Here is a 23,069-nt window from a genome sequence, read left to right on the forward strand (position 1 = left end):
GTGGGCGGTCTGAAAATCACCCGTTACGCCGCTCTCCGCACCCACCCCCTCCACCGCCCCCTCCCGCAGCGCGTCCCTCTCGCCTTGGGCGGGTGAGGGGGTGAGGGGGGTGGTTGATGGGGGTGGGTTGGTGCGGGTGCGCGGGGCGGTGGCCTGCGCGCCCGTGGGGAGGGGGTGGGGGGACAACTGGGGGTTGTGGGTGGGGGTGGGGGGTTGTTGGACCGGGTGGGGGTGGGCGGGGTGGGGTGGGGGTCTGCCGAGTTGATGGGAGTGCGGGGATGAAGGCGCTGGTGGCGACGGGTGAGGTGGGGGAGCCGGTGCGGTTCGCGGAGGTGGCGCAGCCGCAGCCGGGGCCGGGGGAGGTGCTGGTGAAGGTGGAGGCGTTCTCGGTGAACCGGGGGGAGACCTTCCAGCTGGAGGCGCCGCAGCCGGGGTGGCGGCCGGGGAAGGACGTCGCGGGGCTGGTGGTGCAGGCTGCTGCCGACGGGGTGGGGCCCGCGGTGTGCCGGCGGGTGGTCGCCCATCCTCCGGCGGGTGGGTGGGCCGAGTACGTGTGCGTGCCGGTCGGGTCGGTGGCCGAGTTGCCGGACGGTCTGGACGCGGTGCGGGCGGCGGCGCTGCCGTTGGCGGGGCTGACCGCGCTGCGGTTGCTGCGGACGGTGGGGGCGGTGGCCGGGCGGCGGGTGCTGATGACCGGGGCTTCCGGTGGGGTTGGGCACTACTTCACCGAGTTGGCCGCCGCGGCCGGGGCCGAGCTGACCGTGGTCACGGCCTCGCCGGAGCGCGGTCGTCGGCTGGTCGAGCTGGGGGCGGCGGAGGTGGTGCACGACCTCGGGGAGGCGCGCGGGCCGTACGACGTGGTGCTGGAGTCGACGGGGGGTGCGAACCTGCCGGTGGCGCTGGCCCGGTTGGCGCGGCGGGGCACCCTGGTCTGGTTCGGGCAGGCCTCGCGGACGCCGGTGACGCTGGACTTCTTCGACTTCTTCAAGGGCCCCGAGTCGGCCACCCTGCGGCACTTCCACTACGCCGACTCCGACGTCCCGTACGGCACGGACCTGGCCACCCTGGTGCGCCTGGCGGCGGCCGGCCGGCTGACCCCGGAGATCGGCCGGACCGCCCCCTGGGCCGACACCGCGGCCACCCTCACCGACCTGCGCGACCGCCGGATCCGCGGCAAGGCCGTCCTGACCCTCGTCTGAACCCTGAACGGAGAACCCATCGTGTCCTTCTTCGACACCCCCGGTCTGCTGCCCGCGTACGTGGCGGACGCCCGCCCGCGCGCCCACGGGGCCGGTCTCGACCTGTACGAGTACGACCGGGTGACCGCCGGACTGGCCTCGCTGGAGGAGTGGCCGGACGCGTTCGGCGGCACCGGCCGCCGGTACGCCGCCGAGGCCGATCGGGCCGCGGCCGAGGGGCGGACGGTGACCGCCGGCACCGCCTACCGCCGCGCCGCCCGCTGGTTCCACGCCGCCGGGCTGATGCCGCACCCCGACCGGGCCGCCGCCGCGCGGCTCGCCGACGAGGCCGACGAGGCGATGCGGCGGTCGTTGGCGCTGCTGGAGCCGGACGCCCGGCGGGTCGAGGGCGAGGGCTTCGCGGGCTGGCTGCGCCGGCCGGCGGGGGTGCGGGGCGGGGCCCCGGTGGTGCTGGTGGTGCCGGGCATGGACTCCTCGAAGGAGGAGTTCCACACGCTGGCCGGGGCCCTGCTGAAGCGGGGGGTCGCCGTGCTGGCGATGGACGGGCCGGGGCAGGGCGTGCTGGCGGCCACCAGTGCGCCGGAGCCGGACTACCACCGGGTGGTGGGCCGGGCCCTGGACGCGCTGGCGGGCCACGACGGCCTGGACCTCGACCGTACGGCGGTGATCGGCCTCAGCCTGGGCGGCTACTACGCGGCGCGGGCCGCCGCCCACGAGCCCCGGCTGCGCGCGGCCGCGACGGTCAGCGGACCGTACCGGCTGGACTGGGCGGAGCTGCCCCCGTTCGTCACCGACACGCTGGTCCAGCGCTGCGGGAGCCCGGAGGCGGCCCGCGCCTTCGCCGACCGGCTGGACCTGACCGCGCTCGCCCCGACGATCACCCTCCCGCTGCTGGTGGTCGAGGGCGGCGAGGACCGCATCCCGGGCGTCACCAACGCCACCGTCCTCGCCGAGCACGCCCCGAACGCCGAACTGCTGCTCGTCCCGCACGGCAACCACCTGCTCGGCACCGCCCTGCCCGACTGGCTCCCGGCCACCGCCGACTGGCTCGCCACCCAGCTGGCCTGACAACCCGCCGACCGGGCGGGCGAGTTCGGGAAACGCGAGAGGCCCCGGAGAGCGAACTCTCCGGGGCCTCCACTGGCTGTGGCCAGGGCCGGGGTCGAACCGGCGACCTTCCGCTTTTCAGGCCAAGCCGGTGCGGTGGAATGCCCTAGTTTGAGTGATTCTGCCGTCCATGGAAGGCTGCCGTCGGACGTCATTGTTCGGGTCGGTTGGCGTCAGCGTTGGCGTCAACCGGCGCTCGCCGGGGAGCTGCGGTGCTTGGTGCGCTAGGGGTAGGCACACCGCTGCCGATCCCAGCTGTGGCTGCTAGTAGCGCCGCGCTGCAGCCCTACCGAGGCCCTTACCGGCGTGCACTGTCCGCGCCGGCTCGCAGCCCCTCACCGGTGATCACGCTGGACTGGTGCTGGCGGATCTCACGGAGAGGTCATAGGCTGCTTGGTGCGGATTATCTGCACGAGTACGCCCAACGCGGCGACCTGCTAGCCCGCCTCACGGGGAGGCCGACCATGTTGCTCAGTTTCCGGGTCGCCAATCACAGGTCGATCCGTGATGAGCAAGAGCTCTCGCTCGTGGCTACCGAGTTCAATGAGGGCACAGGGCGTGACAGCGGCGCCCGCTCGGAAGGCAGGCCGGTGCATGTGCTCCCAGCAGTCGGCATCTTCGGTGCCAACGCTTCCGGCAAGTCCAATGTTCTGGCAGCCATGCGCTTCATGCGGGAAGCGGTTATCGAGTCCCTCGCAACGTGGGGTAGGGACCAGGGCGTTCCCCGGCAGCCCTTCGCGCTCGCCGAGGACACTTCGGCAGATACTAGTCTGTTTGAGGTAGATCTTCTGCTGGGCGCCGAAGGCCGCAAGGTCCGCTACACGTATGGCTTCGAGCTGTCGGATGACAGAGTCGAGAGCGAGTGGCTGCACGCATACCCGTCCGGCCGCCGACAGGTCTGGTTCGACCGGGAGGCAGATCGGCTAGACGTGGAGGGAGGCGAATTCCGCTTCCCTGGCACTGGGCTCAGCGGCCGTAAGGACCTCAAGGACCTCCTGGTCACCACCACTCGTCCCAACGCGCTCTTCCTGACGGTTGGGGCTGCCCTCAACCACCCTCAGCTCTCAGCCATCCACCGCTGGTTCCAGGACAACCTGTGGCTGGTCACTAATGGTGAGGACGTGGAGGCGCGGACCGCTTGGACGAGGGAGATGCTGAGCCGCAGAGACGCGCACGAGTTGCGGGATCGGCTTGTTGCGATGCTTACTTCGGCAGATCTCGGCGTTTCGGGTGTTGATGTGGATGCTGAGAGCGGAGAGGTCCGGTTGCTGCATCGAAGCTCCGACGGCTCCTCGCGTCCACTGGACTTCTGGGAGCAGGAGTCCCTAGGCACGCATGCCTGGTTCGCGTTCCTCGGCCCTCTCCTTCGCTTGCTGGACCGGAAGGGCGGCGGAGTACTACTGGCCGATGAACTTGACTCCAGTCTGCATCCGGTGTTGGCAGCCGAGGTCGTACGGCTTTTTCAAGACGCAGATGCCAATCCCGAGTTCGCCCAACTGATCTTCACTACCCATGACGCCACGTTGCTCGGCCCCTCCGTTACCGGGCGCCCACTTGATCGTGACCAGGTATGGCTCACTGTCAAACAAGGAAGCGGGGAGTCGGCCCTCTACCCCCTTCTTGCGGCCCGCAAGGCCCGTAACGACGAGAATCTGGAGCGTCGCTACCTGCGGGGCCACTACGGCGGTGTGCCGCGCCTGGCGACCGGGGACGTGGCTCGCCAGCTCGTATCGATGAGACGGCACTTGGAGGCGCAGCGGGCCGAACCAGACTCACAGCCGAAGGCGACGACAACAGCGTGAGCAGACCATCCGCGGAGAGCCAGCGAGTCAACCGGCGTAAAGGCCGGCATGACGCACCCCGGTCGATGCGACGCAGCCTCGACTCCTTCCACGACGAGTCGCGTCGGGTCGTACTGATCGCTGCTGAGGGCCAGAAGACCGAGCGCGAGTACATCAAGTTCCTCAATGACAAGTACGGCGACCGACCTGGACAGAAGTTCTTCCTGCGCTTCTGTGGTTCAAATAGGGGGCTTCGGCCCAGCGAAGTCGTCAAACATGTGATCGACGCGGCTTCTAGCGGGGAAGACGAGAAGTGGGCACTGTTCGATCGCGACTCGGCGGACAACCGGGACGAGGACATCCCTGCTGCCATGCGGCTGGCCGCCAAGGAGGGAGTGCAGGTTGCCCTCTCACACCCCTCAATCGAGTTGTGGCTACTGCTCCACTTTCAGCCGTTCACCAGCCAGGAGGGCGGCCTCAGCGACAAGATCGTAGATCAGCTGCGGAAGCACCCGAGGGCCAAGGGCTTTGCTGATTACGACAAGAAGTCGGGTGATCGGGGCAAGGGCATCACCGAGGAGCGCGGCAAGTCCCTGATGAAAAAGGAGGCAGATGCGATAGGCAACGCGCGCGGCCTCGTCGCGAACTGTTCGAACGGTGGCTGTTCGCCGAAGAAGGCCAGCCTCGAAAAGATTTCCGGGCCAGGCTCTGAGTCGTATGAGCAGTGGAATCGCAGGTCGGGGCATGCGGACGGCTGCGACCCGCTGAAGCGTGACCCGTCTACCGACCTGTGGCGGCTGCTCAGCATGCTGGAGATCGGCACAGAGTCGTCTGGTCGCCGTGGCTGACCGGACGGTTTCTGCCTGGGGTCCCTCCCCGACTACGCTGCCTGAGGTCTCCCGAACTTCCACAGCGTATGAAGGACCAGCGCATGGCTCGCATCACACTGCCCCAGCTGGAGCGGCATCTCTTCTCCGCCGCTGACATCCTGCGGGGTCGGATGGACGCCTCGGAGTACCGCGACTACATCTTCGGGATGCTGTTCCTGAAGCGGTCCTCCGACGAGTTCCAACCCGAGTGGGAGCGCGTCTACAAGGACGCCATGGAGCGGACCGATGACCCCGCCATGGCTCTGGCGCGGGCCAACGACCCTGACAAGTACCCGCGGGTCTTCTACGTCCCGCCGCGCGCCCGCTGGTGGAAGGGCCCCCACGGGAACCCGGAGCAGCCAGATCATCCGTTCCCAGGGCTGTCCATGCTCGTTGACCATGTGGGTGAGAGTCTGGACCAGGCCCTCATGGCCCTCCAACGAAGTCACAGCCGTCTCGCGGGTGTCGCCTCACACATCTCGTTCAACGAGATCGTCGGCACCAAGCCCCGCTTCACGAACACCGAGCTGCGCTCGCTCATCCGCCACTTCAGCCTGTATCGGTTGCGCAACGAGGATTTCGAGTTCCCGGACATGCTGGGCGCGGCGTACGAGTACCTCCTGGCGAGGTTCGCCGACTCCGCGGGCCAGCGTGGCGGCGAGTTCTACACCCCCCGTGAGGTGGTCCGGATGATGGTCCGCCTCGTCGACCCGCAGCCTGGGGACAGTGTTTACGACCCCTGCGCGGGCTCCGGTGGCATGCTGATCGCTGCGCATGAGTACGTGGAGGAGCATGGTGGGTCGCCCGACGACCTCTCCATCAACGGACAGGACAAGAACGGCCCCTCCTGGTCTATGGCCAGCATGAACATGGTTCTCCACGGCATCCGCGAGTTCGACCTCCAGCACGGCGATACCCTCACCGAGCCCCTGCACCTGACGCCGGCAGGTCGGCTGCGCACCTTCACCAAGGTGCTGTCCAACCCGCCCTTCTCGTTGAACTACGACGCTGAGTTGGTCGACCTCGCCGACGAAAAGCACGGCTGGCGCATGAAATGGGGCGCGACTCCCGAGAACGGCAAGAAGGCCGACCTGATGTTTGTCCAGCACATGGTCTCCGTGCTGGAAGAGCGGGGTATCGCGGCCACGGTCATGCCGCACGGCGTGCTGTTCCGCAGCGGTAAAGAGCGCGACATCCGTGTCAAGCTTCTAGAGGACGATTGCATCGAGGCCGTCATCGGCCTCGGCCCTAACCTCTTCTACGGGACGGGAATCCCCGGCTGCATCCTGGTACTGCGGCCTCCGCACCGCAAGCGTGGAAAGCGGGAGGAACACGTCCTGTTCATTAACGCTGACCGTGATTTCCGGGCTGCCCGTAACCAGAACGAGCTGGGCCCTGAGCACGTCGAGAAGATTTCTACAGTCTTCCGGGAATGGCGGCAGGAGCCCGGCTACTCGCGTGCGGTGAGCGTTGAAGAGCTGCTAGCTGCCGATGCCAACTTGAACATCCGCCGCTGGGTGGACAACTCCCCGCCAGCTGAACCGCAGGATGTGCGGGCACACCTGTACGGCGGAGTACCGAAGGCCGAGATCGAGGCTAAAGCGAGGCTGTTCGACGCATATGGGGTCAACGCCTCGGCCTTCTTTACGGCGCGCGACAGCGACCCGGAGTACATGGACTTTTTGCCGGAGGGTCCCGAAGCAACGGCTGCCCGTGTGCCGGAGCTAACGGCGCCTAAAGAAGCACAGCTGCATGAAAGGTACGAGAAGTGGTGGGACGATCAAACCTCCCGCTTCTCGATGCTCGTTGACAATCACCGTCTTATGGACCTCCGCGATCGCTTGGTGTCCAGCTTCACGGAAGCCGTGGGTACGGTGGGAGTCTTGGACGGTTACACGACCGCCGGAATCATGGCTGACTGGTGGACGGTGACAAGGTATGACCTTAAGGCGCTTGCGGCCGGCGGGTACGAGCGAGTTCTCGACGGTTGGGTCGACTCGGTTGAGACAATGGTTGAACCAGTGGTTCCGGACACGGATGAGCCGAGCATTGGCTCAGGCCCAGGACGCGGCAAGGGGCGGGCGAAGTCCTCGGTAACGACTGCGGATCGTCGTCGTGCGATGGATCAGCCCGTTGTTCGGGCGCTGATCCCGGACTTCCTTACGGAGGTCGCTCGCGCTGATGAGGTGTACGCGATGGCCGACGCCGCATACAAGACAGCGGTCGAGGAGCTGGCTGCTGCTCAGCCAGTAGCACCGAGCGTGGACGAGGACACCGAAGATGACTCCGAGGTGCAGGTCGCTGTCGCGCCAGAGGAGCTGGTCCGCCTAGAAGCGGCAGTCACTCGTCGTCGCAAGGAGCGCACAGCGGCGGCGAAGAAGCGCTCGGCTCTGGATGCACGCTTTCTGCCACAACTGCACGCCGCTGCCGAGCTAGTGAAGGCGGCAGAAGGGGGTGCGCAGAATATTGTCCTGTCCGTCTTGGGTGAAGCCTTGTCCATCCGTTTGGACGCGGCGGTCTCCGCAGGTCGGCGCGAGCTGGAGTCGTCCCTGCATCGCTGGGCTGAGAAGTACGCGATCTCATTGGAAGCACTAGAGGCGGAAAGCGCTGGCGCAGCGGGGGAGTTCGGCACCTGGCTGAAGGAGCTCGGCTATGCGCGATGAGGCCCTCACGGCGCGCCGAGTAGCCTTCCCGGCTGAGTGGCGGAGGATGAGACTAGCTGACGTCGGTAAATGGCTATCCGGTGGCACGCCAAGCACATCCAACAATGCCTATTGGGGCGGCGATATCCCCTGGATCAGCGCGGCTAGCTTGAAGGCATTTCGTATCGCCGAGTCAGCCCGACGCGTGACGATGCTTGGCGCGGAAAACGGTTCGCGTCTCGTGGAGGCAGGAACGCTCCTGTTCGTCGTCCGCGGTATGAGCCTGAAGTCGGAGTTCAGACTCGGTGTCACACAGCGGACGGTCGCTTTTGGTCAGGACTGCAAGGCCGTAATTCCTGCCGAAGGCATTGACGCGCACTTCCTTGCTCACGCGATCAAGGCGAAGACACCTGAAATCCTTGCCATGGTCGAGGAGACTAGTCACGGGACAGGACGTCTTGATACGAGCCGGCTGCAGGGGCTAGAAATTGGCCTGCCGTCGTTGCCTGAGCAACGCCGAATCGTTGCCGCCCACGACGCTATCGAGCACCGTATCGCCGCTCTGGAACAAGTTCTAGCGAAGTCCGTGGTAGTCGAGGCGGCTTTGTCTGCCAGTGCGCTAGCGAGTGGGGCTGGCGAATGGCCGATCCAGCGGCTAGAGTCCGTCGCTGTGGTCGCGGCTGGGGTCACCTTGGGTTCGGAGCCCACTGGTGACGGAGTTATTGAGCTGCCCTACCTCCGAGTGGCCAATGTTTTGGATGGTCGTATCGACACGGCTGACGTGAAAACGATCCGGATCATGCGCTCCCAGCTCGACCGTTATGCGCTCCGCCGGGGGGATCTGCTCCTTACAGAAGGCGGCGACCTCGATAAGCTTGGACGTGGCGCCGTGTGGGATGGCAGGCTTGACCCCTGCCTGCATCAGAACCACGTGTTCCGTGTGAGGTGCAGCAACGCATTGTCGCCTGATTTCCTTGAGCTTTACGCGTCGTCTCCAGCAGGGCGGGCCTACTTTCAGAGCGTCGGCAAGCAGACGACGAACTTGGCTTCCATTAACTCAACTCAGGTCAAGAACATGCCGGTCCCTATTCCGTCTCGTGAAGAGCAGGATCGGCTTCTCGCGCCTGTTAGGGCGATTCGTGCGAGGATTGCCATTCTGGCCAAGCAGATAGAGAAACTCAAGGTAGTCCAGAAGGGGATGACTGAGGATCTTCTCGCTGGACGAGTAAGGGTGTGACGTCCAGCCGAGCACACCGGCTTACCGCGAACGTCTGCACCCAGGAAATGGACATGATGAACAGCGGTATGTAGATGCCAGGACGTTAGGGTCTTGGGGCTGTGCTGCCCGAAGGCAAGGCGGTGGGCCGGAGACACCTTCTCGCGCTGCTGGGCCGTTGCTCCGCCCGCCAGGCTTTGCAGCTCGGTCCGGTCATGCGCATAGGTAGAGTTGCCCTACCCATGTTCGGCAGGGGACAGGCACGACGTACGGCTATGGGCGGGAGTGCGTGGATGGCGCAACCGGAGTACGACAAGGTCGAGAGGCCGCTCATCGACCAACTGGTCGCCATGGGGTGGCAGCACCATCGAGGCTTGCCGCCCGCGTGGCCTACCGCAACGCCAGCTGGCACTCACGACGACGAGGTCAGCGCCGCAACAAGCGCCACCACGGCCGTACTCGCAGACCGGTTTCGTGCCGTCGTTGCTCGAATCAACCCCGGTGTCGACGGCAGTCCTTGGCTTACCAGTGACCAGCTGGACCATCTCCTCGCCTTGCTTCTTGGCACCGTGGCGGGTCAAGGCCCAGCCGAGCGCGGAGTGGCCGGCAATCTACGCATCACCAAGCTTTTGCGCGACGGGGTCAACGCGCGCACGCTCCCAGGGTGGGCCAAGGGGGATCCCGAGCATGTTCGCTTGGTCGACTGGGAACTGACGGGCGGACCGTTCGCCGGACTCGGTGACGCCGGCACTGGCAACGATTTGCTGGCCGTATCCCAATGCGAGGTTTCGCGAGGCAGTGGCCGAACCGCGATCCCTGACGTGGTTCTCTTCGTCAATGGCCTGCCCTGGGTGGTCGTAGAATGCAAGGCGCCTCTGCTTCGCGGCGACGAGAAGCGATTTGCCATCGACTGGGCCGTCGAGGACGTCATCGGCTATGCGGGTGCCGAAGCCGACGACCCGGTCCCTGAGTTCGTACGGTTCGCACAGCTGCTCGTGGCCACCGACCGTGACCACGCGGAGCTCGGCACGGTCACCGCTGAGGCTGAGCACTTCGCTCCCTGGCGAACCGTCTACCCTGCGGCACAAGACCAGGTACGGGAGGAGGCCGGACTTCCCGAATACCGGCAAGAGCTGTACCCCCAGGAGATCCTGGCCGGCGGTGCACTCCGGCCAGCGCACCTGCTAACCCTCGTGCGGGACTTCACCACCGCAGCCGGGCGCGGCCCCCGCACGGTAAAGGTGGTCGGGCGCTATCAGCAGTTTCGGGCCGTACACAAGATCGCTAAGCGGCTCCGAGATCGTCGTAAGGCGCTGGCCGCAGGCCGGGATCTCGATCAGCGCGGCGGCGTCACTTGGCATACCCAGGGTTCCGGCAAATCACTGACCATGGCCTTCCTCGTCCGGCACTTGCGCAGCAGCCAGGATCTGAAGGGGCACAAGGTTGTCGTTGTCACTGACCGCAAGGATCTGGAGAGGCAGATCCGCATCAGCATGGCGGCGGCCGACGAGGCGATCCACCGGGCGCGTTCGGTGCCCCATGCTCGCCGGTTTCTCGGCCTGGATGTCCCAGATGTTGTCCTGGTCATGCTCCAGAAAGCCCGCCGAGACGATGCGGCGGATGACGGCTGTGATGAGGTTCTCGCGGCTTCCCCAGACCAGCGGGACCGTGTCCATAACCGTGTGGCCAACGCGAGTTCCGACATCGTGGTCCTTGTCGACGAGGCGCACCGGGGCCAGAGCGCCTGGCAGCACGCCCGCCTGCGCGCCATGCTGCCCAACTCCGCCATGGTCGGATTTACCGGCACTCCCATCCTCAGCGGGGCGCGCAAGACCACCGAGGACATCTTCGGTTCCTACGCTGACACCTACACGCTGAGGGATGCTGAACGCGACGGCGCTGTCGTCCCAGTGCGCTATGAGGCTCACCAGGCAGACCTGGAGGTCATCGAGAAGGCCCACCTCGATGCCGGCTTCGACGAGAAGGTCCCCACCGATCCTGAGAAGCGGATGCGTGTCATCCGTAAGTTCGGGCGCAGGAAGGAGGTCCTCGAATCGGCAACGGTGATCGCCAGGAAAGCCGATCACATGGTGCGGCACTGGGCACAGACGGCTCTGCCTGATGGCTTCGGGGCCCAGGTGGTTGCTGTCTCGCGCCGTGCCGCCGTAGCGTATCGAGCCGCCCTACTGACAGCCCTGCAGGGGTTGGTGGCGGAACTGGATGCGCTTGGCAGCGACGCTCACGACCCGGCTGCGGTGGCCCCTCCCGACGGTCAGATCGACCTGGTGCGCCTGCTCCGCTACCGCGATGTCCTCGAGTCGATCGATGTGGCCGTTGTTATCTCGAAGTCCCAGCAAAAGTCGGCTGGTAACGGAGCCAAGGCCAAGGACCCCAAAGAGTGGGATCAGTGGACTCACCAGGGAAAGCAGGCGGAGCACATCGAACGGTTTAGGCGTGGTGTTCCCGTTCCCGATCCCTTCGAGGAGAGCGAGGATCCCTCGTGGGCAGCCCGCATCCACGGCCAGCCGCAGGGTGCGACCCGCCGGAGGGCAGAGGTGTCGGCTAATGACCCATGGTACCGAGAGATCGCTAACGGGCGTCCTGACGCTGGCGACCGATCACATGCCAAGAAGAAGGAACGTCCGCTCGGGTTCCTCGTTGTCACCAACATGCTGCTCACCGGGTTCGATGCCCCCGTTGAACAGGTCATGTACCTCGACCGTCCTATGTTCGGCGCCGGCTTGCTCCAGGCGATTGCCCGAACCAACCGGCCGTACAGCAAGAAGCAGTGGGGGCAGGTGGTCGACTACGTTGGGGTCGGCCCCGACTTGGCCAAGTCGATGAACGCCTACGACGACGCACACTTGCGCGCCGTACTCGGTTATGAGGACGTCTCTTTCCAACACCTGGACCCAGACAGCGGTGTGTCGCAGCCCGTCCGGGACCGGATGTGGCTCCAGACGGACGCGGCGGCCGATGCTCTCCTGGCCGATCTATTCAAGCGCCTCGGTGACTTCCTGGCGGAGTTGGGAATCAGCACGCTCGCTGAGGAGTCTCAGCGCGAGGACCTGCTCGCCCTCTTGGAAGACCCGCTGTTGCGGGGCGAGTTCGACGAGCTGGCGCGGGATTTCCTGAACGCGCTCAACGCGGTCTTGCCTCGACCGGCCGCGCTCGCATATGAGACGTTCGCGGGCATGCTTGGTGAGGTTCAGTACCTGACGCGTGCGCGTTACCTCGATGGCCGCGATCAGTTCAGCCCGCGCCGCTACGGGGCTAAGGTGCGCGCCCTGATCGCCGCGCACTTGCGCGTCACCGGCATCGTGGAACGCGTGCCGGGGATCGATCTCGGAGCCCCGGACTTCATGGACCGGGTCAACGCCAACGCCGATCCTCGCGCTCGGATCTCGTACCTTACAAGCCGGATCCACACCCATCTCACGGCACGGTTGGACGGTGATCCGGACCGGTATGGGACGTTCAGTACGCGCCTAGAAGCGGTCATCCAACAGATGAACGCGGACTTCGATGCCGCCTCTGCCGCACTCGCAGGTCTTGCCGACGATATTGTCGCTGCGGAACGCGACGGAGGCACAGAGCCCGAGACGGGGTTGGAGCCGTGGACCGAGCGCCCGGTGCACGCTGTGCTCGCCGGCCGGGTCCCTGGGGCTGGCTGTGTCGTCCCCGAGGGCATTGACCTGCATCAGGCGGCGCGTGACCTCACATGGATTATCTCCGAGCTCGTACGCTCCCCGAACTTCATCACATTGCCAGATGCTCGGGACCGCGTGCGGAAGGAACTGCGCAGCCATTTGGAGGCCGAGCTGTCCATTGACTGGGCTGACACCGGGCCGATGGCCAACCTTCTGGTCGAAATCGCACGGCACAACCATGAGGACTTCCTGCGCTATGCCGAACGGGGTGGACGTTGAGCCGTTTCACCAGGTCGTCCCGCCCGGGGTGGTAGGAATGCCGGGTGAGCACCACTTTCCAGCAGGCAATCGCTGCGCTACCCCTTCCCGAGGGTTGGCGGTGGCGCGTTGATTGCCGAACCCGACGCCGGACCCTGGGCATCGAGGTCACGCCGGACGGGGAAGTGGTCTTCGCGGTACCTGCAGACGCCGATCCGGGGAGAGTCGCCGCCGCCGTCCGTCCCAGGCTTCCCCGGCTCGCGGACGAAGTGCGCCGTCGTACCGTCCGGCCTGCGGAGCCGATCAAGGAGCTCGTAGATGGGAGCAGCTTCCCCTATCTCGGCCGACGCTACCGGCTCAGGCTGGTACCGGTCGGACTCAATCCCCGAGTCCGGCTACGAGCGGGATGGCTTCAACTGCCCGAGCCATCTTCACCGGCGGCCGGGGCGGCGAGCCTATCGGACTGGTATTCAGAGCGGGCGCGGCATTGGCTGACCTCTCGTGTCAGCGCCATCGAAACCCGCATCGGCATGCGATCCGCCGGAGTCACCGTGAGTGATCTGGGCGTACGTTGGGGATCTTGCACCTCCGACGGCTTCGTCACCCTTCACTGGGCCATCATGCAGCTCCCGCCCGACTTGGTTGATTACGTCTTGATCCATGAGCTTTGCCATCTGCGGGAGTCCGGACATGGGCCGGCGTTCCGTCGAGAAATGACTCTGGCCCTTCCCGATTTCATCCGGCGCGAGACGTGGTTTGAACGGGAGGAGCCCTTTCTGTGGCGCGGTGCCACTAGATAGTTCGACACACCCCCGGAGGAGGAGGTCGAGGCTGTCGACCGCGACCTCATGCAGATGGAGACCTTCGCCCAGAGCGAGGTCCCAAGGCCAAGCAGTGAAGGCAACACCGTGTCTTGATGAGATCTTGAGGTCGGGACTGTCGGATTGAACGAGCTGGTGCATGGCGTGGCCCTACGAGCGGGTTGCGCCATGCTCCAGGTAGACAGTCTCGGAGCGGGTCCGGGCACTGCAAGCAGCGTGGATGCGGCGGGCGAGGCGCGGGATGAGGAGTGCGTCGAGCTGGTCGCTGGGGCGGAAGGCATACTCGCTGATCTCGACCTCGTCGACGGCGATGCGGTCGAGTTCGTCGGCCGGGAGGACGCCCCCGTCGAAGACGAAGAGGAGCTTGTCGCCCTCGGCGGGGTGGGGTGCCCAGTCGGCGACGAGGAGCCGGCCGATCGGCGGGGTGATGCCGAGCTCCTCCTTAACCTCCCGTGCCGCGCCTTCGCTCGGGGTCTCGCCCGCGTGCAAGTAGCCGCCGGGGATCTCCCAGCCGGGCTTGTAGGTCGGCTTCACGAGGAGGATGCGGTCGTCCTCGTCGAAGAAGAGCACGCCAGCGGCAGTGCGGGGCTGGGCTACGACCTCTTGGGGCTGGGAGTCGCTCATGGTGACGACTGTAGCCGTCTGCGGCGATCACGCGACGATACTGAGCCGCTGGGCGACGCCGGCCAGCAAGTGGCTCGGCTTGCCTCGCTGTTGGCGGACCCAGGCGGTCACCAAGTGCCGCGGGATGAAGTGGTAGCGGACCTGCTCGGGGGCCAGTTCCTCGGCGTCCAGGACGAGGGCAAGCGCCTCGTCCATGCGGTTCTGCGCGCTGTAGGCGCGGGCGATCTCGAGCGTGTGCCGTACACGGCGTTCGAGCGGCAGGGTCGAGGAGTCCACGCGGGGGCCTTGATCGGCGGCGATCTGAATGTCGCCGAGCTCCATCGCGGTCGAGATCCGGTGGATGGCCACGTTGGTGGGGCCGAAGGCCGTCCACATGTGGTTGGCGTCATGGCCGACGCGCTGTGCGGCCCGGTCCGCTTCGGCGAGGAACTCGCGGACGGTGCTGCGGTCCTCGGTCCTCGGTCCTCGCTGCGGCCATCGACCCGACGAGGAAGAGGGTGCCGTAGATCGAGAGGTAGGTCGGGGAGGCGTCGTCGAGGCCGGCTTCCAGGTAGGCGGCGGAGTTCACGACCAGCGCGCGCGCTGCGGTGAGGCGTCCGTTGGTGAGCAGGCAGTGGGCGACCGAGCGGAAGAGTGAGCCGGTGACGACGATGTTGCCTGACTCCTGGGCGGACGTGAGGCCGCGGTCGGCTGCGATCCAGGCGAGGTCGGATTCGCCTATCTTCGTCAGGACCATGGCGGCGCCCTGGTAGGCCATGGCGAGCAGTGCCTTGGCTTGGTGCTGCTGGTCGCCCTCGTACATGCGAACCGCGCGCTGGGCCTGGGCGAGGATGTCGGGGACGAGTCTGGTCGCCCTGGAGTACCTGGCGTCCTGATATGCGGACCAGGCGGAGCCGACCTCGGCGCGCAGGATGTCGAGGTCGGGCGGCTGTTCGACGTCGTTGGCGGCCAGGAGGGGCGACATGTGCTTGTAGTCCATGAGCGCTTCGCGGAGCTTCGCGACCGCCCCGCTATGGGTGTCGGCGGCCCCGTCGAGGAGCGACGGTTCGGCCAGGAGGTCGCCGAGCTGGACGTCGAGTGCGTCCGCCAGTGACTTGATGACCGAGAGGCGGTCGAGCTCGATCCGACCGTTCTCGACCTTGCTCAGCCAGTCGGCCGTTCGCCCGACCAGGCCGGCCAGGACCTCCTGCGGCAAGCCGCGCCGGCGGCGGTACCAACCGACGCGCTCGCCGATGGTCAGAGTCTCCGTCATCCCTCGCATGCTCCCAGCCTCGGGGAAGCTCGGCTCCTTACCCCGGAAGGGTTTTCCGGGTTCCTCTCCATCCATCCTCCTAGCGTTCTGACTTGCCCTCAAGCAGCTGTGCCTGATGGGCCATTGCGCGATGCGGAGGGGTGATCGTCATGGCACGTCAGGACCTGCGAGTCGGCACGACCGCAGCAGAGGGACAGGCGTTCGCTAACCGCCTTCGCCCGGTGGCTCCTCGGGACTGCGATGCGGACGCACCCCAACCGCCTCGCACCAGCGGTTTTGCGACTGCCACCGCCTCGGCGACCGGCTGCGTGTCGGTGCAGTCCTGTCCCTAGCATGGCACTCTCGATAGTTGCTTCGCCGAAGGTCCCGGCGCCGCCGTCGCTCACCTCCGCCGAAGCCGCCGGCTCGCTCGGCGGTCCGGTCCTCGTCTCGGTACCTGCCGCCGCTCCGGCCGGCGCGGCCGACCCCACGGCCCCGCGCGAGCAGCTCCTGCTCACCATCCCGGACGTCATGGCCCAGCTCCAGCTCGGCCGCTCCACCGTCTACGACCTCATCCGCACCCGTCGCCTGCCCTCGGTCACCATCGGCCGTTCCCGCCGCGTCCCGGCCGCCGCCGTCCGTACATTTGTCGCCGAGCTCGCGGAGGTGGCGGCCTGATGGCCAAGCGCAACCCCAACGGCGCGGGCAGCATCACCCTGCGCAAGGACGGCCGCTACCACGGCCGCGCGTACGTGATCACCACCTCCGGCCTCCGCAAGCGGGTCTCCATCTACGGCAAGACCTGGGACGAGGTCCACAACGCCCTCGTCGAGCTGCAGGCCGACGCCATCAACGGCATCCCGCTGCCCGACACCGACTCCAACGTCGGCCAGTACCTCAACTACTGGCTCGCCGAGGAGGTCCTGCCCAACCGCCGGCCCAAGACCTACCAGGGCTACGAGAGCGTGGTCCGCGTCCACCTCATACCCGGCCTCGGCACCAAGCGGCTGCGCGACCTGCGGGCCCAGGAGGTCCGCGTCTGGCTGAATCGGGTGCGGGCCGAGTGCCAGTGCTGCAAGGGCGGCTGGGACGCGCAGCGGCCCAAGCCGATCTGCTGTGCCACAGGCGAGTGCTGCAAGCGGCTGCTGTCCGCGCGGATGATCCAGTCCGTGCACGCCGTGCTCCGCAACGCGCTGGAGCACGCCGTCCGGGAGGAGCTGATCCACAAGAACGTGGCCAAGCTCGTGAAGGTCCCCGCGCCCGACTACCGGATCGGCAACGGCCTGACCACCGCTCAGGCCAAGCTCGTGCTCAAGGAGCTGAGCGGCCACCGGCTGCACACCCTCTACGTGCTCGCGCTGATGCTCGGCATGCGCCGGGGCGAGCTGCTCGGCCTTCGCTGGAGCTCCGTCGACCTGGAGCGCGGCACCCTCACGGTGAGCACCAACCTCCAGCGGGTCGACGGTGAGCTGCGGCTCGTCCTGCCCAAGACGCTGTCCTCCGAGCGGACCCTGCCGCTGCCCGCGCCGGTCCTCGCCGCCCTGGCGGACCACCGGGAGCGTCAGGCCGTCGAGCGGGCCGCCGCCGGTATGGACTGGCAGGAGAACGACCTCGTCTTCCCGTCCCGGATCGGCACCCCGTACGAGCCGGACAACCTGCGCCGCAGCTGGCACGCGGTCCGCGGTCGCCTCGGCCTGGACGATCTCCGCTTCCACGACCTTCGCCACACCTGCATCACCCTGCTGCTCGACCTCGGCGTGCCCCCGCACATCGTTCGGGAGATCGCCGGCCACAGCGACGTCGGCGTGACCATGAAGGTCTACGCGCACGCCTCCCTCGCCGAGCGCCTCAAGGCCCTGAGCCGCCTCGGGGAGGCGCTCTCCTAGCCTCGCGCTCTGGCTCATCAGTTCGTCCGGTGCCCGGCAAGACCCAGGTCTCGCCGGGCACCCGTGTCTTACGCGGTTGGTAGCTTGCAGCCTGCCCTCGGACCGGGGCCATCGCTCTGAAGAGGGGTCGACACGTGGGAGCCAAGACAGGGCTGCTCGTCTACATGGATGTTGCTCAGTCCGGCCCGCTGCGGCTGCCGGCGGAAGCGGATCCGGAGCGGACTGCGGAGCTGGTCGGCCGCCTCTACCCCGGCTGGGAGATAGCGGAGTCGGCCGGGTGCGAGCTCGGCGACGCGACGTACCCGCCGGACGGTACTGCTTACCTCGGCAGCTTCCCCGGGACCGACATCGTCTGCGATCGGCACTGGGTGGGCGACTACCCTTCGCGGCTGCCGCAGCACCTGATCGATGCGAGCGCGGGACGCCGCCTGATCGTGCACTGGATGCACAGCGTGGTTGACTTCCTGGCCTTCGCGGTCTGGGAAGACGGGCAGCTGGTTCGCTCGCTCAGCCTCTCTCCGGACAGCGGGGTGATGGAGGACATCGGCGAGCCGCTGCCGTTCGAGGCGCCCTTCTGGGCCGGGGAGCACCCGGTGGAGCCGGTGCCGGGCTGGCCGGCCAAGGGGCCGTACCCGCTGCCGTTCCATCCTCTCGACCTGGGAGAGGAGGCCCTGCGGTTCTTCTTCGGCTTCGTGTTGGAGGGCAGGCCGGAGCCGGAGGACATGGACCCCTACGAGGTGGCGCTCCAGGGCTTCCGTGTCACTGATCCGGACGGGCCGACTCCGGAGGAGAAGGAAGCCGCGATGCGGGCCGTCATCAGCCGGATGGGGCCACCCCGGATCTTCACGTACGGCCCTGACGGCACCATGGTCGAAGTCGAAGGCTTGTGATTGGCGTCACTCCGCCTCGAACCCCGGGCGGCCTCACCAGGGTGCCCGGGTTCGCCGCGATTCGGAGCCGTTGGCGTCAGCGTTGGCGTCAACCGGCACAAAAATGCCCCCGAAGCGAACTGCTTCGAGGGCATCGTGCCTGGTCAGGCGATGTGGCCAGGGCCGGGGTCGAACCGGCGACCTTCCGCTTTTCAGGCGGACGCTCGTACCAACTGAGCTACCTGGCCGTACTGCACCGTCTCTTGCGAGACGAGCGATCCCGACGGGACTTGAACCCGCGACCTCCACCTTGACAGGGTGGCGAGCTAACCAACTGCTCCACGGGACCTTGTGGTGGCGAACCACCAAGGTCTTGCGGCACTGCACTTTACTACGGTACTGCGTGCCCCCAACGGGATTCGAACCCGTGCTACCGCCTTGAAAGGGCGGCGTCCTGGGCCACTAGACGATGAGGGCTTGTGGTCCGTTCGGCTGTTTCCAGCGTTCCGGGGACGTCGAGAAGCATATGGGATGCGGGGCGGATCGCCAAAACGGGTTTGGGCCGGGTGGGGGTGGGGCCGCCGGAGGGGCCTCCGGCGGTGGGTCAGGACCAGCCGAGTTCGTCCAGTTCGTGGTCGTCGAAGCCGAAGTGGTGGGCGACCTCGTGGATGACGGTGGTGCGGACCTCCTCGACCACCTGCTCGCGGGTCCCGCAGTGACGCAGGGTGGGGCCGCGGTAGATCAGGATGCGGTCGGGCAGGACGCCGGCGTACCACTCGCCGCGCTCGGTGAGCGGGGTGCCCTCGTAGAGGCCGAGGAGCTCCGGGTCGCCCGGGTCGGGTTCGTCCTCGACGAAGACCGCGACGTTGTCCATCATCGCCGCGAGCTTCGGGGGGATCTGGTCGAGGGCGTCACTGACCAGCGTCTCGAACTCTTCCCGGGTCATCTCCACCGGATCATTGTCGGGTCTGGGGTGACGGTGTGCCAGGCGGCGGACAGCGGTGTTTGATGGGCCTGTGACGACCTCGGAGGACGCGTTGGACGACACCGCGACGGCGACGCCGACGCCCCCGCGCCCGTCGGTGCTGCGCGGGCAGGGGCCGGCCGTGGCGGTGGTCGCGGTGGGCGGGGCGATCGGGGCGCTGGCGCGGTACGCGGCCGGGCTGGGCTGGGAGACCGGGCCGTCGGCCTTCCCGTGGACGACGCTGCTGGTCAACGTGGTGGGCTGCGCGGTGATCGGGGTGTTCCTCGTGGTGGTCACCGAGGGGCGTCCGGCGCACCCGCTGCTGCGGCCGTTCTTCGGCACCGGGGTGCTGGGCGGGTTCACCACCTTCTCGACGTACGCGGTGGACGTCCGCCGGCTGCTGGAGGCCGGGCGGCCCGGGCCGGGGCTGGCGTACCTGGGGCTGACCCTGGCGGGCGCGCTCGGTGCGGTGTGGGCGGCCGCGGTGCTGACCCGGCGCGTGATCCACCGCGGCGGTGCCCGGTGAGCCGGCTGGGCGGGCCGGCGCTGCGGCTGACCGCGCTGGTCGGGGAGAGCGACACCTGGCACCACCGGCCGCTGTACAGCGAGATCGTGCACCGGGCGCGGGCGGCCGGGCTGGCCGGGGCGAGCGTGTTCCGGGGGATCGAGGGCTTCGGGGCCTCCTCGCTGGTGCACACGGCGCGGCTGCTGTCGCTGAGCGGGGACCTGCCGGTGGCGGTGGTGATCGTGGACGAGGAGGACCGGGTGCGGGCGTTCCTGCCGCAGCTGGAGGAACTGGTCGCGGAGGGGCTGGTGGTGCTGGACCGCTGCGAGGTGGTCCGGTACGCGGGGCGGGCCGCGGGCGCGGCGGAGGCGGGCCCGGGGGCGGGCGCGGGGGAGTCGGCGGAGTGAACTGGCTGCTGGTGGTGGCGGGCGCGGTGGTCGGCGCCCCGCTGCGGTACCTGACCGACCGGGCGGTGCAGTCCCGGCACGACTCGGTGTTCCCGTGGGGCACCTTCACGGTGAACGTGTTCGGCTGCCTGGTGCTCGGCCTGCTGACCGGGGCGGTGGCGGCCGGCGCGGCCTCCTCGCACGTCCAACTGCTGGTCGGCACCGGCTTCTGCGGGGCGCTGACCACCTACTCGACCTTCTCGTACGAGACGCTGCGGCTGGCCGAGTCCGGTGCGGGGCGGTACGCGGTGGCGAACGTGGCGGGGAGCCTGGGGGCGGGGCTGGGCGCGGTGTACGCGGGGGCGGAGCTGGCCTCGGCGCTCTGGGGCTGAGCGGGCCCCCGGACGGGCTCCCGAGGGGGCGGCCGCCGAGAACCGCGCCACCCACCCGTGTCCCGGCGCGCCCGGCGCGCGTTGGGCACCGAAAGCGGCCGCGCGGCAGTGGGCGGCCCGGGTGGGGCGATGGAGAGGGAGCTCGGTGGCTTCGGTGCGGGCGGCGCGTTCGGGCGCGGTGGTACGGGCGGCGGCGGTGCTGGCGGTGGCCGGGCTGGGGCTGACCGGGTGCATGTCGGTCGGTCCGGCGGCGGAGGAGAAGCACGGCGTGGCGCCGGTCGGCCAGGCCGGTCCGGCGGGTCGGCCGGGGGCGACGGGCGGCCCCTCGGCCCCGGCCGGCGGCGGGCACCCGGGGGGTGCGTCGGGGCGCTCGGAGCGCCAGGGGGGCTTGCAGGCCGAGAACGCGCCGGCCGGGGTGACGAGCGCCACTCCGGGTGAGCTCGCGCCCGGCGCGAACGGTGTGGTGGCCGGGGTGGTCCCGGTCCCGGGGGCGGGCGCTCCCGAGGGCGCGCCGGGCGGCAGCGGTGCGTCGGGCGGCGCGAACACCAGCCCCGCGCCCCACCCGGGCGGTGCCTCGACCGGCGGCTCGGCGGGCACCGGCGGGACCGCCGGCACCGGGGAGGGCCGGTCCGGCGGCGGTTCGGCCGGCACCCCGTCGGCGACCCCGAGCAGCCACCCGTCCGGCACCCCGGAGCCGGAGCACACCACGCCGGCCGCGACCGTCCCGCCGGGCCCGCAGCCCTCGACCGGCAGCTCCGGATCTTCGGCCCCGAGCCCCGGTGCGGGTGCGCATTAGCGGCCTGGCCAGGGCATTTGCCTCCGATCCCGAGGTTCCTCTATGGTGGTAGATCGTTCGTTTGATTCATTTGATTGGCGCCCTATTCCCATCTGGCGCCCTTGGCGCGTTCCGGCGATCCGTGGCTGACCGCATAGAGGCGGTTGTGAAACAGAACCCCGGACTTTGGCGCGTGCCACTTCCGGAAGGTTTTGCATGTCTCTCGTTGACGACGCCCGCTTCGCCATGCCCGCGAACGAGGCTGCCGCCGATGTCACCGACACCACCGATGTCACCGACACCACCGACACCACCGATCTGACCGCCGAGGCCGCGGAGCTCGCCGCCGAGGTCACCGACGCCGCCGAGACCGTCGAGGACGCGGCCGAGGACACCGAGCCCGCCGAGCCGACCATCACCTTCGGCGACCTGGGCCTGCACGACGACGTCGTCCGTGCCCTCGCCAAGCGCGGCGTCACCACCCCGTTCCCGATCCAGGCCGCGACCATCCCGGACGCCCTGGCCGGCAAGGACGTGCTGGGCCGCGGCCGCACCGGCTCCGGCAAGACCCTCAGCTTCGGCCTGCCGCTGCTGACCCGCCTCGCCGACGGCGAGCGCACCCGCGCCAAGCACCCGCGCGGCCTGATCCTGGTCCCGACCCGCGAGCTGGCCATGCAGGTCGCCGACGCCCTGGAGCCCTTCGGCTCGGTGCTCGGCCTCAAGCTCAAGGTCGTCTGCGGCGGCACCTCGATGTCGAACCAGATCTACGCGCTGGAGCGCGGCGTCGACATCCTGGTCGCCACCCCGGGCCGCCTGCGCGACCTGCTGAACCGCGGCTCGGCCAAGCTGGCCGACGTCCAGACCGTCGTGCTCGACGAGGCCGACCAGATGGCCGACATGGGCTTCCTGCCCGAGGTCACCGAGATCCTCGACCAGGTGCCGGCCGGCGGCCAGCGCCTGCTGTTCTCCGCCACCCTGGAGAACGAGATCGACACCCTGGTGAAGCGCTACCTGAAGAACCCGGTCACCCACGAGGTCGACCCGTCGGCCGGCGCCGTCACCACCATGACCCACCACATCCTCGTGGTGAAGCCCAAGGACAAGGCGCCGATCACCAACGCGATCGCCGCCCGCAAGGGCCGCACCATCATCTTCGTCCGCACCCAGATGGGCGCCGACCGCGTCGCCGAGCAGCTGATCGAGGCCGGCGTCAAGGCCGACGCGCTGCACGGCGGCATGACCCAGGGCGCCCGCACCCGCGTCCTCGGCGACTTCAAGGACGGCTACGTCAACGTCGTCGTCGCCACCGACGTCGCCGCCCGCGGCATCCACGTCGACGGCATCGACCTGGTCCTCAACGTGGACCCGGCCGGCGACCACAAGGACTACCTGCACCGCTCGGGCCGCACCGCGCGCGCCGGCCGCTCCGGCGCCGTCGTCACCCTGGTGCTGCCGCACCAGCGCCGCGGCGTCTTCCGCCTGATGGAGGACGCGGGCGTCGACGCCAGCCGCCACATCCTGGACCACGCCTTCGACGCCGAGGTCGCCAAGATCACCGGCGCCCGTTCGCTGACCGAGGTCCAGGCCGAGAGCGCCGCCAACATCGCCGGTGCCGCCGAGCGCGAGCTCGCCGACATGACCCGCCAGCTGGAGCGCGCGCAGCGTCGCGCCACCGAGCTGCGCGAGGAGGCCGACCGCCTGTCCGCCCGTGCGGCGCGCGAGCGGGCCGACCTGGGCATCGTGGACGAGGCCCCGGCCGAGGCCGGCGAGGAGGCCGCTCCGGCCGCCGCCGAGGCTCCGGCCGCCGCCGCGCCGCAGGCCGAGGAGCGCACCCCGGCGTACCGCGAGGCGCGCAGCGAGCGTCCGGCCTTCAGCCGTGACCGTGACCGCGATG

At 68.4% G+C, this 23,069-nt stretch carries 20 protein-coding genes and 3 tRNA genes; 16 read left to right on the plus strand and 7 right to left on the minus strand.

What is annotated here, in order from left to right:
* Positions 1-278: 278 nt before the first annotated feature.
* The 8 genes from ACFC1T_RS33465 (at position 279) to ACFC1T_RS33500 (ending at position 13,522) form a co-directional block, all read left to right on the plus strand.
* Positions 279-1,199 (plus strand): zinc-binding dehydrogenase, encoded by a 921-nt coding sequence (locus tag ACFC1T_RS33465; protein ID WP_375895111.1) that lies wholly within the window; start codon positions 279-281, stop codon positions 1,197-1,199.
* Positions 1,200-1,220: 21 nt separating this feature from the next.
* Positions 1,221-2,267, plus strand: coding sequence for an alpha/beta hydrolase family protein (locus ACFC1T_RS33470; RefSeq protein ID WP_375895113.1), 1,047 nt, complete (start codon positions 1,221-1,223; stop codon positions 2,265-2,267).
* Between the two features lie 503 nt (positions 2,268-2,770).
* On the plus strand, positions 2,771-4,108 hold the full coding sequence (locus ACFC1T_RS33475; protein ID WP_375895114.1) for an ATP/GTP-binding protein: 1,338 nt from the start codon (positions 2,771-2,773) through the stop codon (positions 4,106-4,108).
* A 65-nt stretch (positions 4,109-4,173) separates the two neighbouring features.
* Positions 4,174-4,935 (plus strand): RloB family protein, encoded by a 762-nt coding sequence (locus ACFC1T_RS33480; protein ID WP_375895117.1) that lies wholly within the window; start codon positions 4,174-4,176, stop codon positions 4,933-4,935.
* Positions 4,936-5,003: 68 nt separating this feature from the next.
* Positions 5,004-7,619, plus strand: a complete 2,616-nt coding sequence (locus ACFC1T_RS33485; protein ID WP_375895120.1) for an N-6 DNA methylase — start codon at positions 5,004-5,006, stop codon at positions 7,617-7,619.
* Positions 7,609-8,835, plus strand: a complete 1,227-nt coding sequence (locus ACFC1T_RS33490) for a restriction endonuclease subunit S (protein WP_375895123.1) — start codon at positions 7,609-7,611, stop codon at positions 8,833-8,835. Before ACFC1T_RS33485 ends, ACFC1T_RS33490 begins: the two co-directional genes overlap by 11 nt.
* 272 nt (positions 8,836-9,107) lie before the next feature.
* A complete protein-coding gene (locus ACFC1T_RS33495) occupies positions 9,108-12,743 on the plus strand; it encodes a type I restriction endonuclease subunit R (protein ID WP_375895126.1) in 3,636 nt (1,211 codons plus the stop codon).
* Positions 12,744-12,787: 44 nt separating this feature from the next.
* Positions 12,788-13,522: a M48 family metallopeptidase gene (locus ACFC1T_RS33500; RefSeq protein WP_375895129.1), complete on the plus strand. Its 735-nt coding sequence runs from the start codon at positions 12,788-12,790 to the stop codon at positions 13,520-13,522.
* A 171-nt stretch (positions 13,523-13,693) separates the two neighbouring features.
* On the opposite strand, the gene ACFC1T_RS33505 is transcribed toward ACFC1T_RS33500, so the two are convergent.
* The 3 genes from ACFC1T_RS33505 to ACFC1T_RS33515 are packed head-to-tail and all read right to left on the minus strand — an operon-like array spanning position 13,694 to position 15,419.
* Entirely contained in the window at positions 13,694-14,167 is a 474-nt protein-coding gene (locus ACFC1T_RS33505; protein WP_375895132.1) for an NUDIX domain-containing protein, read from the minus strand.
* 27 nt (positions 14,168-14,194) lie between these two features.
* Positions 14,195-14,542 (minus strand): hypothetical protein, encoded by a 348-nt coding sequence (locus ACFC1T_RS33510; RefSeq protein WP_375895134.1) that lies wholly within the window; start codon positions 14,540-14,542, stop codon positions 14,195-14,197.
* A 10-nt stretch (positions 14,543-14,552) separates the two neighbouring features.
* Positions 14,553-15,419 (minus strand): helix-turn-helix domain-containing protein, encoded by an 867-nt coding sequence (locus ACFC1T_RS33515; protein WP_375895137.1) that lies wholly within the window; start codon positions 15,417-15,419, stop codon positions 14,553-14,555.
* A gap of 489 nt (positions 15,420-15,908) precedes the next feature.
* Here ACFC1T_RS33515 and ACFC1T_RS33520 point away from each other — a divergent pair, with 489 nt between their 5' ends.
* From ACFC1T_RS33520 to ACFC1T_RS33530, 3 genes are all read left to right on the plus strand, one after another.
* Positions 15,909-16,076: a helix-turn-helix domain-containing protein gene (locus tag ACFC1T_RS33520; protein WP_375895234.1), complete on the plus strand. Its 168-nt coding sequence runs from the start codon at positions 15,909-15,911 to the stop codon at positions 16,074-16,076.
* Positions 16,076-17,284, plus strand: coding sequence for a tyrosine-type recombinase/integrase (locus ACFC1T_RS33525; protein WP_375895140.1), 1,209 nt, complete (start codon positions 16,076-16,078; stop codon positions 17,282-17,284). The genes ACFC1T_RS33520 and ACFC1T_RS33525 overlap by 1 nt, the downstream gene beginning before the upstream one ends.
* A gap of 134 nt (positions 17,285-17,418) precedes the next feature.
* Positions 17,419-18,174: a DUF6928 family protein gene (locus ACFC1T_RS33530; RefSeq protein ID WP_375895142.1), complete on the plus strand. Its 756-nt coding sequence runs from the start codon at positions 17,419-17,421 to the stop codon at positions 18,172-18,174.
* Between the two features lie 153 nt (positions 18,175-18,327).
* Here the strand turns inward: ACFC1T_RS33530 and ACFC1T_RS33535 are convergent.
* The 4 genes from ACFC1T_RS33535 to ACFC1T_RS33550 all read right to left on the minus strand — a co-directional run bounded on the left by ACFC1T_RS33535 (position 18,328) and on the right by ACFC1T_RS33550 (position 19,099).
* Positions 18,328-18,401: transfer RNA gene (locus ACFC1T_RS33535), tRNA-Phe, on the minus strand.
* Positions 18,402-18,428: 27 nt separating this feature from the next.
* Positions 18,429-18,502 (minus strand) — tRNA-Asp (locus ACFC1T_RS33540).
* 55 nt (positions 18,503-18,557) lie between these two features.
* Positions 18,558-18,630 (minus strand) — tRNA-Glu (locus ACFC1T_RS33545).
* Between the two features lie 127 nt (positions 18,631-18,757).
* The gene (locus tag ACFC1T_RS33550) at positions 18,758-19,099 is read right to left on the minus strand and encodes a metallopeptidase family protein (RefSeq protein ID WP_375895143.1); all 342 of its coding nucleotides are present in this window, start codon (positions 19,097-19,099) and stop codon (positions 18,758-18,760) included.
* A gap of 70 nt (positions 19,100-19,169) precedes the next feature.
* Between ACFC1T_RS33550 and crcB (ACFC1T_RS33555) the strand changes: the two genes are divergently transcribed.
* The 5 genes from crcB (ACFC1T_RS33555) to ACFC1T_RS33575 form a co-directional block, all read left to right on the plus strand.
* Complete coding sequence (gene crcB, locus ACFC1T_RS33555; RefSeq protein ID WP_375895145.1) at positions 19,170-19,643, plus strand: fluoride efflux transporter CrcB; 474 nt, start codon at positions 19,170-19,172, stop codon at positions 19,641-19,643.
* Positions 19,640-20,029, plus strand: coding sequence for a DUF190 domain-containing protein (locus ACFC1T_RS33560; RefSeq protein ID WP_375895148.1), 390 nt, complete (start codon positions 19,640-19,642; stop codon positions 20,027-20,029). The genes crcB (ACFC1T_RS33555) and ACFC1T_RS33560 overlap by 4 nt, the downstream gene beginning before the upstream one ends.
* Entirely contained in the window at positions 20,026-20,400 is a 375-nt protein-coding gene (gene crcB, locus ACFC1T_RS33565; protein WP_375895150.1) for a fluoride efflux transporter CrcB, read from the plus strand. The genes ACFC1T_RS33560 and crcB (ACFC1T_RS33565) overlap by 4 nt, the downstream gene beginning before the upstream one ends.
* 145 nt (positions 20,401-20,545) lie before the next feature.
* Positions 20,546-21,196 (plus strand): hypothetical protein, encoded by a 651-nt coding sequence (locus ACFC1T_RS33570; protein ID WP_375895153.1) that lies wholly within the window; start codon positions 20,546-20,548, stop codon positions 21,194-21,196.
* A gap of 195 nt (positions 21,197-21,391) precedes the next feature.
* The coding region (locus ACFC1T_RS33575) for a DEAD/DEAH box helicase (protein ID WP_375895240.1) at positions 21,392-23,069 on the plus strand (1,678 nt) is incomplete at its 3' end.

It is taken from the genome of Kitasatospora sp. NPDC056076 (genome assembly GCF_042266305.1).
GTDB lineage: Bacteria > Actinomycetota > Actinomycetes > Streptomycetales > Streptomycetaceae > Kitasatospora.